Source organism: Croceivirga sp. ABH4_376 (assembly GCF_056160685.1).
The window spans coordinates 731106-745203 of record NZ_JBSWXQ010000002.1; the positions used below are offsets into that span (position 1 = coordinate 731106).

At 35.9% G+C, this 14098-nt stretch carries 15 protein-coding genes; 7 read left to right on the forward strand and 8 right to left on the reverse strand.

Annotated elements, in window-relative coordinates; genetic code table 11:
• On the reverse strand, positions 1–3147 hold the full coding sequence (locus ACXAGS_RS07525; RefSeq protein ID WP_474905886.1) for a PAS domain S-box protein: 3147 nt from the start codon (positions 3145–3147) through the stop codon (positions 1–3).
• A 177-nt stretch (positions 3148–3324) separates the two neighbouring features.
• Positions 3325–3522, reverse strand: coding sequence for a hypothetical protein (locus ACXAGS_RS07530; RefSeq protein WP_010519031.1), 198 nt, complete (start codon positions 3520–3522; stop codon positions 3325–3327).
• A 91-nt stretch (positions 3523–3613) separates the two neighbouring features.
• On the opposite strand from ACXAGS_RS07530, the gene ACXAGS_RS07535 reads away from it, so the two are divergent.
• The gene (locus ACXAGS_RS07535) at positions 3614–4945 is read left to right on the forward strand and encodes a D-alanyl-D-alanine carboxypeptidase (protein WP_474905889.1); all 1332 of its coding nucleotides are present in this window, start codon (positions 3614–3616) and stop codon (positions 4943–4945) included.
• Here the strand turns inward: ACXAGS_RS07535 and ACXAGS_RS07540 are convergent.
• The 5 genes from ACXAGS_RS07540 to ACXAGS_RS07560 all read right to left on the reverse strand — a co-directional run bounded on the left by ACXAGS_RS07540 (position 4942) and on the right by ACXAGS_RS07560 (position 8046).
• Positions 4942–5268, reverse strand: a complete 327-nt coding sequence (locus ACXAGS_RS07540; RefSeq protein WP_474905891.1) for a heavy metal-binding domain-containing protein — start codon at positions 5266–5268, stop codon at positions 4942–4944. The genes ACXAGS_RS07535 and ACXAGS_RS07540 overlap by 4 nt on opposite strands.
• The gene (locus ACXAGS_RS07545) at positions 5265–5858 is read right to left on the reverse strand and encodes an NUDIX domain-containing protein (RefSeq protein ID WP_474905893.1); all 594 of its coding nucleotides are present in this window, start codon (positions 5856–5858) and stop codon (positions 5265–5267) included. Before ACXAGS_RS07545 ends, ACXAGS_RS07540 begins: the two co-directional genes overlap by 4 nt.
• A gap of 7 nt (positions 5859–5865) precedes the next feature.
• The gene (locus tag ACXAGS_RS07550; protein WP_474905895.1) at positions 5866–6519 is read right to left on the reverse strand and encodes a DUF2461 domain-containing protein; all 654 of its coding nucleotides are present in this window, start codon (positions 6517–6519) and stop codon (positions 5866–5868) included.
• A 12-nt stretch (positions 6520–6531) separates the two neighbouring features.
• Positions 6532–7332: a TIGR00266 family protein gene (locus ACXAGS_RS07555; protein WP_474905897.1), complete on the reverse strand. Its 801-nt coding sequence runs from the start codon at positions 7330–7332 to the stop codon at positions 6532–6534.
• Positions 7333–7590: 258 nt separating this feature from the next.
• On the reverse strand, positions 7591–8046 hold the full coding sequence (locus ACXAGS_RS07560) for a DUF4442 domain-containing protein (RefSeq protein ID WP_474906128.1): 456 nt from the start codon (positions 8044–8046) through the stop codon (positions 7591–7593).
• Between the two features lie 168 nt (positions 8047–8214).
• On the opposite strand from ACXAGS_RS07560, the gene ACXAGS_RS07565 reads away from it, so the two are divergent.
• From ACXAGS_RS07565 to ACXAGS_RS07590, 6 genes are all read left to right on the forward strand, one after another.
• The gene (locus ACXAGS_RS07565; protein ID WP_474905899.1) at positions 8215–8688 is read left to right on the forward strand and encodes a DUF4870 domain-containing protein; all 474 of its coding nucleotides are present in this window, start codon (positions 8215–8217) and stop codon (positions 8686–8688) included.
• Positions 8688–9191 carry a nuclear transport factor 2 family protein gene (locus tag ACXAGS_RS07570; protein ID WP_474905901.1) on the forward strand — a complete coding sequence of 168 codons (504 nt, stop codon included), beginning with the start codon at positions 8688–8690 and terminating at the stop codon, positions 9189–9191. Before ACXAGS_RS07565 ends, ACXAGS_RS07570 begins: the two co-directional genes overlap by 1 nt.
• A gap of 170 nt (positions 9192–9361) precedes the next feature.
• The gene (locus ACXAGS_RS07575) at positions 9362–9691 is read left to right on the forward strand and encodes a PadR family transcriptional regulator (RefSeq protein WP_010519797.1); all 330 of its coding nucleotides are present in this window, start codon (positions 9362–9364) and stop codon (positions 9689–9691) included.
• Between the two features lie 13 nt (positions 9692–9704).
• Positions 9705–11483 carry a PspC domain-containing protein gene (locus tag ACXAGS_RS07580; RefSeq protein WP_474905903.1) on the forward strand — a complete coding sequence of 593 codons (1779 nt, stop codon included), beginning with the start codon at positions 9705–9707 and terminating at the stop codon, positions 11481–11483.
• An 86-nt stretch (positions 11484–11569) separates the two neighbouring features.
• Positions 11570–12292, forward strand: a complete 723-nt coding sequence (locus ACXAGS_RS07585) for a head GIN domain-containing protein (RefSeq protein WP_474905905.1) — start codon at positions 11570–11572, stop codon at positions 12290–12292.
• Positions 12293–12432: 140 nt separating this feature from the next.
• Positions 12433–12879 carry a hypothetical protein gene (locus ACXAGS_RS07590; protein WP_474905907.1) on the forward strand — a complete coding sequence of 149 codons (447 nt, stop codon included), beginning with the start codon at positions 12433–12435 and terminating at the stop codon, positions 12877–12879.
• A 68-nt stretch (positions 12880–12947) separates the two neighbouring features.
• Here the strand turns inward: ACXAGS_RS07590 and trxB are convergent, their stop codons facing one another.
• Positions 12948–13919, reverse strand: a complete 972-nt coding sequence (gene trxB / locus ACXAGS_RS07595; RefSeq protein WP_474905909.1) for a thioredoxin-disulfide reductase — start codon at positions 13917–13919, stop codon at positions 12948–12950.
• Positions 13920–14098: the final 179 nt, after the last annotated feature.

Below are 14098 nucleotides of genomic sequence, written 5' to 3' on the forward strand. Positions count from 1 at the left end.
TTAATCTTGTTTGGGCAATAAGGATTTTATTGTACTCCAAAGTAAAGTTCTTTCTAGAGGTTTGGTTAAAAACCCGTTAGAACCAGCCTGTTCTGCCGCTTCCCGGTCTGCTTCTGTAGCAAATGCAGATTGTACTATTATTGGTAGTTTAGCTCCCTTGGTACGTATTGCCTCTATTGCTTCTAGACCGTCCATAATAGGCATTTTTATGTCCATTAAAATAAAGTCTAAATCTGGATGAGCATTAAACAAATCAACCGCTTCTTCTCCATTGGTAGCCCGTACAACATTAAAGTGGGCCTCAGGTATACGCTCCAAAAAGGTATTTAAAATATAAAAATTTACCTGTTCATCTTCTGCAACCAGCACTTTGTATGTTGGCAACTTATCTTTATCTATTTCCCCAGATTGTATATCCGTCATAATAAATTCACCTTTTTTAATAGGTATTGTGAGTGTAAATACTGCTCCCTCTCCTTCTTCTGATTCTAAATTTAATTGCCCCCCGAGCAACTTGGCATTTTCAGAAGCAATGGCCAAGCCCAATCCTAGGCCTCCATATATTTTGGCAATAGAGTCATCTGCTTGAGAAAAACGCTGAAAAATCTTTTCTTTTCTATCTTTTGAGATACCTATGCCAGAATCTTCTACATATATATGAAGAATTTTCTCCTTTATAAAGTAACCAAAACGTACATAACCCGTTGCAGTGAATTTTATTGCGTTTTCTAATAAATTTTCTACTATTTTTCTCAATTTAGACACATCTACGGTAAAATTACTCTCCTTATCCTGTAAAGGTGTTTCTAATAGTAAGGCTATATTTTGTTTTTTAGCCTTTAAACTAAAAATTGAAAACGTTTCTACCATAAAGGCATTAAGATTCAATTCTTTTTCTACTAATTTTACCTGATTTGTTTCTAATACAGAAATCTCTAGAATATCATTGATAACCCTCAATAGTTGTTCACTGCTATTCTTGATGATGGACATATACATTTTACTGTTGTCCGAAGTAAGTTCGTCTTCCAATAATTGGGTAAAACCAATAATTCCATTCATTGGGGTACGGATTTCATGTGACATGTTGTTCAAGAATTCCGTTTTTAACTGATTGGCTTTTTCCGCTCTATTTTTCGCTTCTTTTAACTCTCTATTGGCATTGATTAACCGGCTATTTAGTCGTAAGAAAGCACTGTTTTGTTTCTTTAAATCGTTACTAACAGTTTTTAGTTCGGTAATATCACTAATTAAGCTAATAACCCCATCTACTTTTCCATTTAAGTAAATAGGCACTTTATGGAAAAGCCCCCATTTTTCTTCCTTTTTAGGATTAATGTATTTGTATTCATAATTCATTAAGGGCTCCCCAGACTTTAAAACTTTCTGGTCTAACTTTTCAAAGTTTTCCATTAGTTCTTTTGGTAATCCTAGGTCATCAGCGGTTAATCCATTAATGCTATTAGAGTCTGGTAATCCTAAATACTGCGCAAAAGCCTTGTTACAACCTTTAAAAGTACCATCTACACCTTTCCAAATTACCAAACTAGGGAGGTTATCTATAAGTAATTGTAAAAAGTTCTTTTGTTCCTCTAATTGTTGGTTTATTCGTTTTTGATCGGTTACATCTACACAAAACCCAATAATACCCTTTACTTTACCATCTTGTTTGTAAGGTATTTTACTATTTAAACCCCAAATTGGTTCGTTATTATTGTTTAATAAAGACAATTCTTTATTGAAAACCGGCTCGCCAGATGCTATAACTTGTTTGTCCAAGGTACCAAAAAGTTCCCTTGCCTCTTTTGAAGAGGCGAGATCATCATCTGTTTTACCAATAACTTCTTGGGTATCTTTTAAACCAAAAGCGTTGGCAAAACTTTTATTACAACCCTGAAAAACACCATTGGTATCTTTCCAAAAAACGTCGTTTGGTAAATGATCGATTAATAGGCGTAAGAAGTCCTTTTGCTCTTGAATTTCCTTATTGTTGTTTTTTTGTTCCGTAATGTCTACGCAAATGCCCACAATACCGGTTACCATATTATCATCTAGAATAGGAATTTTACTGGTAAGCACCCATCCCTCTTCTCCATTGGCTTTATAAAATTTTTCTTCCAGATTTAGAACAGGTTTTCTAGAAGCCATTACCTTTTTATCCCAATATTGATAACTCTGCGCATGTTTTGGGTCCCGGTTAAAATCAAAATCTGTTCTACCAACAATTTGCTCTGGAGATTCTATTCCGATTATTTTAGCAAATTCTTTGTTACACCCCATGTAAACGCAATCCCGATCCTTCCAAAACACCTGGTTAGGCATATGATCAATGATCAATTGAAGAAAATTGCGCTGTGCTAAAATGTCTTCTTTGGCGTCTAAATTTAATTGCGTTTCCGTAATAATTGCCACTACCTTATCTACTTTACCCTTATAATCTTTAGTGGTGGTTACCTTTATTTTATGCCATAAATAGTCCCCGTTCTTATGTTGTATACGCTGAGAGAATCGGTAATAATCCCTATCACCATTAATTACCTGATAAAACAGAGGCTTGGCAATCTTTAGTTCTTCGGGATGGGTCATTTTACCAATATTCAATTGCTCCATTTCTATGGTTGTATATCCCAATTTTTTGGCTACCCATTTATTTGCCAATAAGATGTCTCCCTTTTTATCTGCTATAACTAATCCTACATTAGCATCTTCATATAACGGCTTATACCAGGTTAAATATTCTTTAAGATTAGACCGACTATGACCTTGTGCTACCCTTGCTTCTTTAACCGTTAGTAGATAGTAATTTGATTCTATTTGTTCAATAGATAAATTGGCCATCACCAATTGGTTGTTAGCCGATTTTAAACCGATTTCTTTAAAAGTGTTGGGTTTCCATGAAATTCCTAGCGTATTATGGATTTCTTTTGGTTCATGGTATAATAAATCTTTAAAAACAGGCAAGTCTTGTTGTGTAATGGAATAACCTAAACACTCCTTGAATTTAGGGTTACCATAGATAACTTGTCCAGAATTGGAAAGTAGCGCCATACCTACAGGAGACACATCCATAGCTTTAAGCAGTAAACCATTACCTATGTTATCCGGAACCATGATTATACCATTATTAGCATTTTTTACTATACCCATATTTGCACGTAATTTTACAACGCTGCTTGTAGGCACCCTTAAGACCTATATTTACAAAGCAAAAATGCAATTTAACATAATTTTTGGAAGAATTATCTTAAAATAAGAATTAAGTAATCACCTACCGAAAAGTTTAACTAAGTCTATAAAAAAAGCCACCTAATGGTGGCCTTTTACTTATACTTTTAATAAAATTAAACTTTGCTGTAACTCAGGCTTATCATAAATATATTTATGCAACCAAATTTTTAATTCTTCCAGTTCGTTTGGCAACAATCGCTTTGCTGCCTTTTCTAATTCCCTAGCAAAAAGCTTTGCATCAAAACTAACCTTTTGTAAGATTGTTTTGGTGTAGTCTAACATTGCTCTTGGCATATTTCTACAATATTTAGGTTAATATGGTTGACTCTAATTTACAAATAAATACAATAACTTGGATTTTTAATTGAGTTAAAAAATAGCTGTTATGTTGTTAAAAGAAATAAAAAACCCTACGTTAAACACTGATAATAAAGTATTTAAATTTATAATTTTTCTTTTAATCATTCTAAATAGTTTATTTATTAGTTGTACAACTTATAGGTACAAACGCCAAGAAAAACAATTTATTACCCAAACAAACGCCCCAACCAACAAACACAACTTTAATGGTTTGTTGGTTGTAGATTACCACACAAAAGATACCTTAATCAATTATAACGGTTCCAAATATTTTATTCCCGCAAGTACCGTAAAACTATTTACCCTCTATACCACCTTACAGTACTTAGAAGATTATTTACCCGCACTTAAGTATACTATTGAAGAAGATATTGTTTCCGTTTTACCTACCGGTTATGCCACCACATTACACCCTAATTTTAAAGATAGTATTGCCTTGGAGTTTTTGGAAGATTTTGAGACTATTAAACTATTGAAAACTCCAAAAAAAATTGAACCATTTGGACCTGGTTGGGCTTGGGAAGACTACTCCTATACTTTTTCTGCAGAGCGAAATGATTTAGTCTTATACGGTAATACCCTAAACTATTATAACAATGGCAAACAGCTGCTAATTACTCCTAAGCTATTTAAAAAAAGTATTAAAAAGCTTATATCCCAAGAATTTAAAAGAAATATAGATTCCAATATATTTTATGTAGATAGCACACAAATAGACACCCTACATATTCCGTTTAAAACCAGTGACTCCTTAAACTTGAGATTACTAAAAGACATTTTTCCCAACAAAAAAATTATGCTTGGTAATTATACATCTAAGGCCAAACAATTTAAAATCCTAAAGGGTATACCTAGAGATTCCGTTTTAAAATATATGCTAGAAAAAAGCGATAATCTAATGGCAGAACAACTTATGTTAATGAGCGCTGCTACCCTTTCTGACACTTTGGATTTTGAACGTATTAAAAAACACGTTTTGAAACATAAATTAAACCAGTTAGAACAGAAGCCAAGGTGGGTAGACGGATCTGGATTGTCTCGGTATAATTTATTTACTCCTGAAAGTATGATAGTAGTATTGGATAAACTCTATAAAGACTTAGGCGAAAACAAATTATTTCAACTTTTACCCGTATGGGACGTGCCCGATATGCAGCCAGCATTAGTAGATAAGAATCCCTTTATTTATGCTAAAACCGGTTCTATGGGCAATACGTACAACCTATGTGGCTACCTAAAGACAAAAAAAGGCAAAGTATTAATGTTCAGTTACATGAACAACCATTTTATGCAACCCAATGTTAATATAAAACTGGCAATGTACAATACCCTGCTATCTCTACACCTTAGCAATTAAACGGGCATAGTTTTTACAGCTGTACCGGAAGCCGTCACCATAATCATACCACCATTAGAACCTAGGGTCTCATAGTCTAAATCTACTCCAATAACCGCGGTTGCTCCATTTTGTTGGGCATGGTGTTTCATTTCATTTAAAGCACTTTCTCGAGCCTCGCGTAACACTCTCTCATATGAACCGGAGCGGCCACCAACTACATCTCTAATGCTTGCAAATACATCCTTTATAATATTAGCTCCAATTATAGTTTCCCCGGTAACTATTCCTAAATATTCTATTACGTTGTGCCCTTCCAGTGTATTGGTGGTTGTAACTATCATGTTTTTTGTTTTAAAAGATTATTTATTTGTGCCCATTGCAACAGCATAATGGTTTTACCATCTTTAATTTTGCCGGTAGCCATCCACTCCAAGGCATCTTTAAAAGTAAGCTCTATAACTTCTATATTCTCTGTTTCGTCTTCCGCGCCACCTCCAGCACCTATCTTCATATTGGGTTGGTATTCCCCAATAAAAAAATGCAGTATTTCCGTAACCGAACCAGGGGACATATATGACTCAAATACCTTTACCACATTATCAATATGGTATCCAGTTTCCTCTTCTACTTCCATTTTAATGGTCTCTTCTGCATTTCCCTTTTCTAAAATACCCGCGCAGACCTCTATCATAAAACCATCTTCATTACCATTTACATAGGTAGGCATTCTAAATTGTCTGGTTAAGATTACCGTTTGCTTTTCTATGTTGTATAATAATATAGCAGCTCCATTGCCCCTATCATAACATTCTCTAGATTGCTTTTCCCAACTACCATCCTCTCTTTGATAATCAAAAGTTACTTTATTTAAAGTATACCAATTGTCTGATAGCAGTTCTGTCTTTATGTTCTTAACTTTACCGTATTTCATCTTACAATTATAAAGAAGCAGCTTTGTTTAAATACCTTCTAAACGGCAACATTTCCTTATAAACCGCAATGCAATAGGCTTTAAAATCTGCAGAAAGTACAAGTTCCCTAGAAATTGGATGCACTACCGCAAAGGTCTTATGTTGTAATAAATCGATATGTGGATGCTCCATAGTATAACCTTTGGGTGCTTTTTTTAATTTTTCATCCTCGTACAAGTTCCCAAACGTTCTTTTAAAAGAAGGTTTATTGATGATTTTTTGCAACACTTCACCATCATAATCTATCCCTTCCCTAATACTTTTCAAAACTTTTGGTGATGGCCGCCAAAAGCCGCCTGCCAGCATACAATTCTTTAACCCAACCTCTATATAAAAATCGGCCGACTCTGGAGCTTTGTCCAATCCTGCGCCAAAATGGTCTTTATAAATAGGCTTATTAGGATGAAACATAAGGTTGTTGTTAATCCTATTTATACCTCTTTTTCCTGGCGTATCATAATAATCATCGTCTAGCTGTGCTAAGTTTTGATTTAATTCATCTAACCAAGCGATAAAATCAGAACGGAGGGATTGATACCTTTTACGATTGGCATCCATCCACTCCTTATTATTATTTTGTTGTAATTCTTCTAGAAAGTTAAAAAGCTGATTGAAATCCATGAATCAAAGGTACTAAAACCCGTTATCGCCATCTAGCAAATCCCCAAGACCACCCAGTATACTACCCTCGCCTTTAGATTTACCACCAGCTTTAGGTGCGGCTGCCCATACCCTACCTGCCAATCTGCTAAAAGGTAAAGACTGTATGTACACCGTACCGGGCCCACGTAAAGTGGCAAAAAATAAGCCTTCGCCACCAAAAACGGTGTTTTTAATACCACCTACAAATTCAATATCGTAATCTACGGTTTGGGAAAAACCAACAATACAACCCGTATCTACCTTTAGTACTTCACCAGGAGCCAGCTCCTTTTTAGCCATAGTACCACCAGCGTGTACAAAGGCCATACCGTCCCCTTCTAATTTTTGCATTATAAATCCTTCGCCGCCAAATAATCCTCTGCCTAAACGTTTTGAGAATTCTATACCCACGGTAACCCCTTTGGCCGCGCATAAAAAGGCATCTTTTTGGCAAATGAACTTGCCGCCTTTTTCTGATAAATCTATGGGTAATATTTTACCGGGATACGGAGAAGCAAAACTAACTTGCTTTTTACCATGCTCTACATTTAAAAAAGCGGTCATAAATAGACTTTCGCCCGTTAAAATTCGTTTACCTGCAGAAAAGATTTTACCCAATACGCCAGATTCTTGGTTAGATCCATCTCCAAAAATGGTTTCCATTTTTATCCCAGAATCCATCATCATAAAACTGCCGGCCTCTGCCACAACAGCTTCTTGGGGGTCTAGTTCTATTTCTACATATTGCATTTCTTCCCCGTAAATCTCATAGTCTATTTCGTGTGCATTCATAAATTGATTGATGATTTTAATGATTACGATATATCTGTAGCTAAAATGGCCAAATTGTTACATGTCCATTAAAATATCTAGACCAAAGTAAGGCAAACGGTACATTTGGTACATGAAGGGCAACTATTTTAGTTATTAATCGTAAAGTAGACGGAAGCTTTTCTTTAAACGCTGGAGATTAACAACCTAAACAATTGATATAACCTAAATAGGCTAACCTACAACGGTTAGCCTATTTTTTATTAGTGTAGTAAAAAGTTAATTTTTTAAACGAACTGTCCATTCAAAATTGAATGTACTGACTACTATTCCATCTTGATTTACCCCAACAGATTTCATCCAGAATTTTTGACCCTCACCTGTTGCTATAGTTTTTTCTATGGCCTCTGCTATTAAATGACCATCTTCACAAGTAAAGGTAATTTTACCTGTTGCTTTTTTTGAGAAATTGGCGTTGTTGTTTTGTACCAGCATAGAAATACGCTTACCACTTTGCCTAATTTGGTCAATAACCATTGCTCCGGTACTGAGCTCTGCCGCCATACCTTGTACGGCCCAAAACATACTTTTAAACGGGTTTTGATTTACCCATCTATGCGTTACGGTGGTAATGGCCTTCTTATCGTCCATATATTTTAAACGCACTCCACACCACCAAGCAGTTGGTAATTTAAAAAATGTAAACGTATTGAATTTACTGGTTTTATCACCCATTTTAATTGAATTAGTTGGCCTAAAAATAGCCAAAATTATAGAATTTACATTTGTTAATATTATCTTAAATTTTAGTACTTTGTTTTGCATAGTACTGTTTTTAGGATATATATTTGCATGGTAAGCTAATAGGTAAAACTATTTACAATCATCAAAAAACGAACAATCATGGAAACCACATTAACCAAACACGAGCGTAATTTATCGGCCATAATACATGCCAGTACCTTTTCCAGGTATTTTATTCCCTTCGGTAATTTTATTTTACCATTAGTGCTTTGGACCGCCAATAAGAAAGACCACAATTTTGTGGACTACAACGGCAAGCAAGCCCTTAACTTTCAAATTAGTATGTTCCTGTATGCTTTTCTTTTAGGGGTATTGACCGTACCTTTCTTTTTTGGTGCGTTTTCGGATATATTCCATACGGGCTATTGGAGCTGGCGGGACTTTGGAGGAATAAATTGGCATTTTGATAGTGACGATTTTAGATTTGGGCATTTAGCATGGCCGTTGGGTATTGGCGGTTTTTTACAAGGTGCCATAAGCCTAGTGAATATTATTTATACCATTTTGGCCACTATTAGAACCAATGAGGGACAATATTTTCAATATCCGTTTACTATAAAATTCATTAAGTAATGAAAAGAGCGGTATTCATAATCCTTGTATTGGTTTATGCCTCTTATGGTTGGTCTCAAATTGCCCAGACAGATACGCTATTTACACAACTTGCCAAAAAAGATAGCTTGTTGTTTGATGCTGCTTTTAATACTTGTAAGGTATCCGTATTGGAAGATTTGTTTACGGAAGATTTTGAGTTTTACCACGACAAAGGTGGACTAACAGAAAACAGGGAGGCTTTTTTAAAACCCATGAGAGAAAATTGTGCGAATCGTGATTTTACCAAACTGCAAAATAGTTACAGGCATCTAGTACCAAAAAGCTTAAAGGTATATCCATTGTATAAAGACGGAAAACTATACGGTGCCATACAACACGGCGAACACACCTTTACCTATTTGGCCCAAGACAATACTTATAAAAAAGGTGATATTGCAAAGTTTACCCACATTTGGCTCTTTATGGATAAGAAATGGAAATTGAGACGCGAGTTAAGTTATGACCACAAACCACAAAATTAAAATCATGTAATTACAAAGAGTTTATTCATCAATCAAAATCAAAAATTCAATCAATCAATCAAAAAGCGGTTTCCGGCCCCTCCCCTAATCAAGGAGGGGTACTGGAAACAAAAAACGAACAGTTAATCAAATACCGAACCTGGTTCGGGCAAAATTAGAACCATGCAGTTATGAATATAGAAAACACTAAGGCACAGATGCGTAAGGGGGTTCTGGAATATTGTATCCTTTCTATTTTAAAAGATGAGGATAAATATGCTTCGGAAATTCTAGGGGCTCTTAAAGATGCAAAAATGCTAGTGGTAGAAGGCACCATATATCCATTATTAACCCGCCTTAAAAATGCTGGATTATTAAACTACAGATGGGAAGAATCTACCTCTGGACCACCCAGAAAATATTATGCACTTACAGAAACCGGACAGCTTTTCTTAAAAGAGCTTAACGGTACCTGGGACGAACTTAGAAATGCAGTAAACTTGGTAACCAACAACAATTAAGACATCAACAAAAATGAACAAGACAGTAAACATAAATTTAGCCAATACCTTCTTTCATATAGATGAGGAAGCGTATAGCAAATTAAGACGCTACTTAGAGTCTATAAAGCGTTCTTTTAGCGGCACAACAGGTAGTGAAGAAATTATTGCAGATATAGAAGCTCGTATTGCCGAACTGTTTGCAGAAAAAATGGAACATGATCGCCAAGTTATTACCCAAAAAGAGGTAGATGCGGTTATTGCGGTCATGGGGCAGCCAGAAGATTATATGGTAGATGAGGACATTTTTGAAGACGCCCCAAAAAACCATACCCAAACCACCACTAAAAGAGTTAAAAAACTCTACAGGGATATTGAACATAAATATATTGGCGGGGTATGTGCAGGGCTAGAACATTACCTTGATTTTGATGCCCTTTGGATACGATTAATCTTTGTATTCCTCACCATTTTCACTACTGGTTTCTGGATTCTAATCTATGCCTTGTTATGGATTTTGGTACCAGAAGCTGCCACTACCGCACAAAAATTAGATATGCGGGGAGAGCCCATCAACATCAGCAATATAGAACGCAAAGTTAAAGAGGGGTTTGATGATGTTGCAGAAAAAGTTAAAAACGTTGATTACCAAAAAGTAGGAAATCAAGTTAAAAGCGGCTCCAAGACAATTTTTGACACCATTGGTGATATATTTCTATTCCTTTTTAAAATAGTGGGTAAGTTCATTGGTATATTAATGATTCTCACCGGCGGGGCTACTTTAATTGCCTTGTTCATAGGCATGTTCACCGTAGGTATAATAGATATTATTCATTTTCCGGGTGTAGATTTATATGATATAATCAACACCACCGGGGCGCCTGCTTGGGTAGTATCTATCTTGGTTTTCTTAGTAGTTGGTATACCATTCTTCTTTTTGCTCTATTTAGGTCTAAAGATTTTGGTTAACAACTTAAAATCTATTGGTAGTGTTGCAAAATATACGCTATTTGGACTTTGGTTGTGCGCCATAGCGGTTTCTACCTATTTAATTATTAGACAAGCTGCAGCCCATGCATTTACCGGTACCACAACAGAAACCAAGGAATATGTATTAGACAATTCTGTTGATACCCTAACTATTACCATGGCTACGGCAGATTATTTGGATTTTGAGAACAGTGTTTCTTTAGATGACCTGCGTATGGTATATACGGATGATGGGGAACCTATTTTGTATTCAGATGAAGTACATTTTGATATAAAGAAGGCAACAGACTCCCTATTACAAATTAAAATTAAAAAAGATGCAGACGGAAGTTCTTTCGATGAGGCCCGAAATAGGTCGGAGTTAATTGATTACAACCACAATTATGCAGATGGCGTGCTGACCCTAGACAATTTTTTAACCACCCAAAAAGAGAGTAAAGTACGTAGCCAAGAAGTTAGAAATACTGTGTATGTACCAGTAGGTACTATTATTAAATTTAGTAACAACACCAAAAACCATATTGGTAGAAGCACCAAGAACGATAAAGACTTTTATAGAAGTAAAATTGTTGATTACCAGTGGGTCATGGACAGTGAAGGTCTATTAAAATGCCTAAACTGTCCTAAAGACCCCGAATTAGAGGTAAACGGTAGTTTTAACATAGACGAGTCTGGTATAGATATCAATGTTGGCGATGAAAACGGCCATGTAAAAATTGGGGAAAATGGTATTGACATCGATGTTAAGGATGAAGGTGAATCCGTAATTCTTAAAATAGACGAAAACGGTATTAAACTTAAAGCTAAGGATAATGACAATTGAGCCTTTAAAAACAACAATTGGGTTCATTAATTTGTCATAGCTAATTAAAAATCAACAATTTCAATCAATCATTAAAAACAACAATCATGACAACTTTAGTAAAAATTGCAGTCGCAGCCCTATTAGCGTTATTTGTTAGCTCCTGTGCCTTTGATATAAATTTTGGAGAGGGTACCAAAGGGAACGGACAAATTGTAGAAGAATCTAGATCCATTACCGAAGATTTTACGGCAGTACATGCTGCTGAAGGTATAGACGTTTATGTACAGCAAGCAGATGAATTCTCTATAAACGTAGAAGCAGATGAAAACATTATTGATTTAATTGCCACGGATATTGAAGGTGGTAAATTAAAAATACACGCCGAAGAAAATATTGGAAGGGCCACAAAAAAGGTATTCGTAAACCTACCGGTTATAGACCATTTATCTAGTTCTAGCGGTGCCGACTTAATTGTAGAAAACGAAATTAATGTTGAAAGATTAGAACTTGATGCCAGTAGCGGTTCAGATTTAGAAGTAGCGGTTAATGCTACTGAAATTGATGCAGATGCTAGTAGTGGTGCAGACATAAGAGTATCTGGCAAAACAGATATATTAATTGCCAATGCAAGCAGCGGAGCAGATATAAAAGCAAGGGAATTAACAGCTAAAAAATGTACCGCAGACGCAAGTAGCGGTGCAGACATTGCCGTTAACGTAGCCGAATCTTTAACTGCAGATGCTAGTAGTGGTGCAGATATTAGTTATTCCGGTGACCCTACCGTTCAAAAAAACAAATCGGTTTCTGGCAGTGTCCGCAGAAACTAATCTTTATTTTTAGTTGGTTAAAAGTCTTCTGGTATTCACAGAAGGCTTTTTTTATTTTATTAAATACATAAGCTAAATATTGATATATCCCTAATTTTTAATTAACTTAATTAAATTATTCACAATTAAATCACAGGGATATGAAAAATTTACTCGCATTACTCATTTTGCTGGTTTTTGTATCGGCAACAACCAAGACCCCTGACCGTTCCAATAACAATTATACCATAGAAGGTACTTGGGAACTGGAAAGTTTTTATAACTATGACGATGGTACAAATATTTCTGACACCATGCAAAAAGCAGCAGGTTACAGACAGGTGAAAATGTATTTTAATGGTCGAATTATGTGGACCCGTTACGTACCAGAAGAACCTAACGGGCGTTTTGGTTATGGCACTTACAAAATAACGGATAACAAATTGGTAGAAACCATAGAATATGGAGATGCAGAAATGATGAAAGCTCTAGATACCATGAGGGTATTTACTTTTGAATTAGATTTAAAGGAAAACTCCTATAGCCAAATCAATACAGATGAGGAAGGTATGCGCACCTTTTCTGAAAATTACAAACGCATTGATTAATCTAGCCACACCTAGAAAATAAAAAAGCCATACTGTCGTATGGCTTTTTTATTTTGCTTTATTACCGTTTATTCTGCAGCTACGGTTTCTTCTGCTTCTACGGTAGCTAAATAACGCTCTGCATCTAAAGCGGCCATACATCCCGTTCCCGCAGCGGTTACTGCTTGTCTGTAGATTTTATCTTGGGCATCTCCACTTGCAAACACTCCGGGTTTATTGGTTTTTGTAGAACCGGGTTGGGTAACAATATAACCCGTTTCATCCATAGTTAATTGCCCTTTAAATATGTCCGTATTTGGTTTGTGCCCAATTGCAATAAACAAACCAGTAATAGAAATAGTTTCTTTTTCTCCTGTTTTGTTATTCACCATACGCAAACCTTCTACCACTTGGTCCCCAATTACCTCGTCTACCTCGGTATTGTATTTTACAACAATATTATCCATACTGTTAACGCGGTGCTGCATAGCTTTAGACGCACGCATGTAATCTTTACGTACCAACATAGTAACCTTACTACAAATATTAGCTAAATAGGTTGCTTCTTCAGCGGCTGTGTCTCCAGCACCCACAATAGCAACTTCTTGCCCCTTATAGAAAAAACCATCACAAACCGCGCATGCAGAAACGCCACCACCTCTTAATTTTTGCTCGCTTGGCAATCCTAAATATTTAGCGGAAGCACCAGTACTTATAATCACGGTTTCGGCCTCTATTTGTTTGTCGTTATCTATGGTAACCTTATGTATTCCACCTTTTTCATCACTAAAATCAACCGCAGTAGCCATACCAATGCGTACTTCCGTACCAAAACGTTCTGCTTGTTGTTGCAATTGCATCATCATAGTGGGGCCATCAATACCTTCTGGGTACCCCGGAAAGTTATCTACCTCGGTGGTGGTGGTTAGCTGTCCACCAGGTTCCATTCCTGTGTACACAACGGGTTTCATATCTGCCCTTGCAGCATAAATTGCGGCAGTATATCCAGCAGGTCCCGAACCTATAATCAACGTCTTTATTCTTTCTATTGCTTCAGCCATAACTTTATCTATCTCTGATTAGTTGTTGTAACAAAAGTAGGAGTTTTGGGGCAAACCTTACATTGGTTTTATCAACCGTTCATCAACAAACTTTATATGTCATTAACTATAAATTTTCGTAATTAGTAGTGGCGCTAAGTGTTAATTGTAACTAGAATACTAAAATTCGACCGTAATTT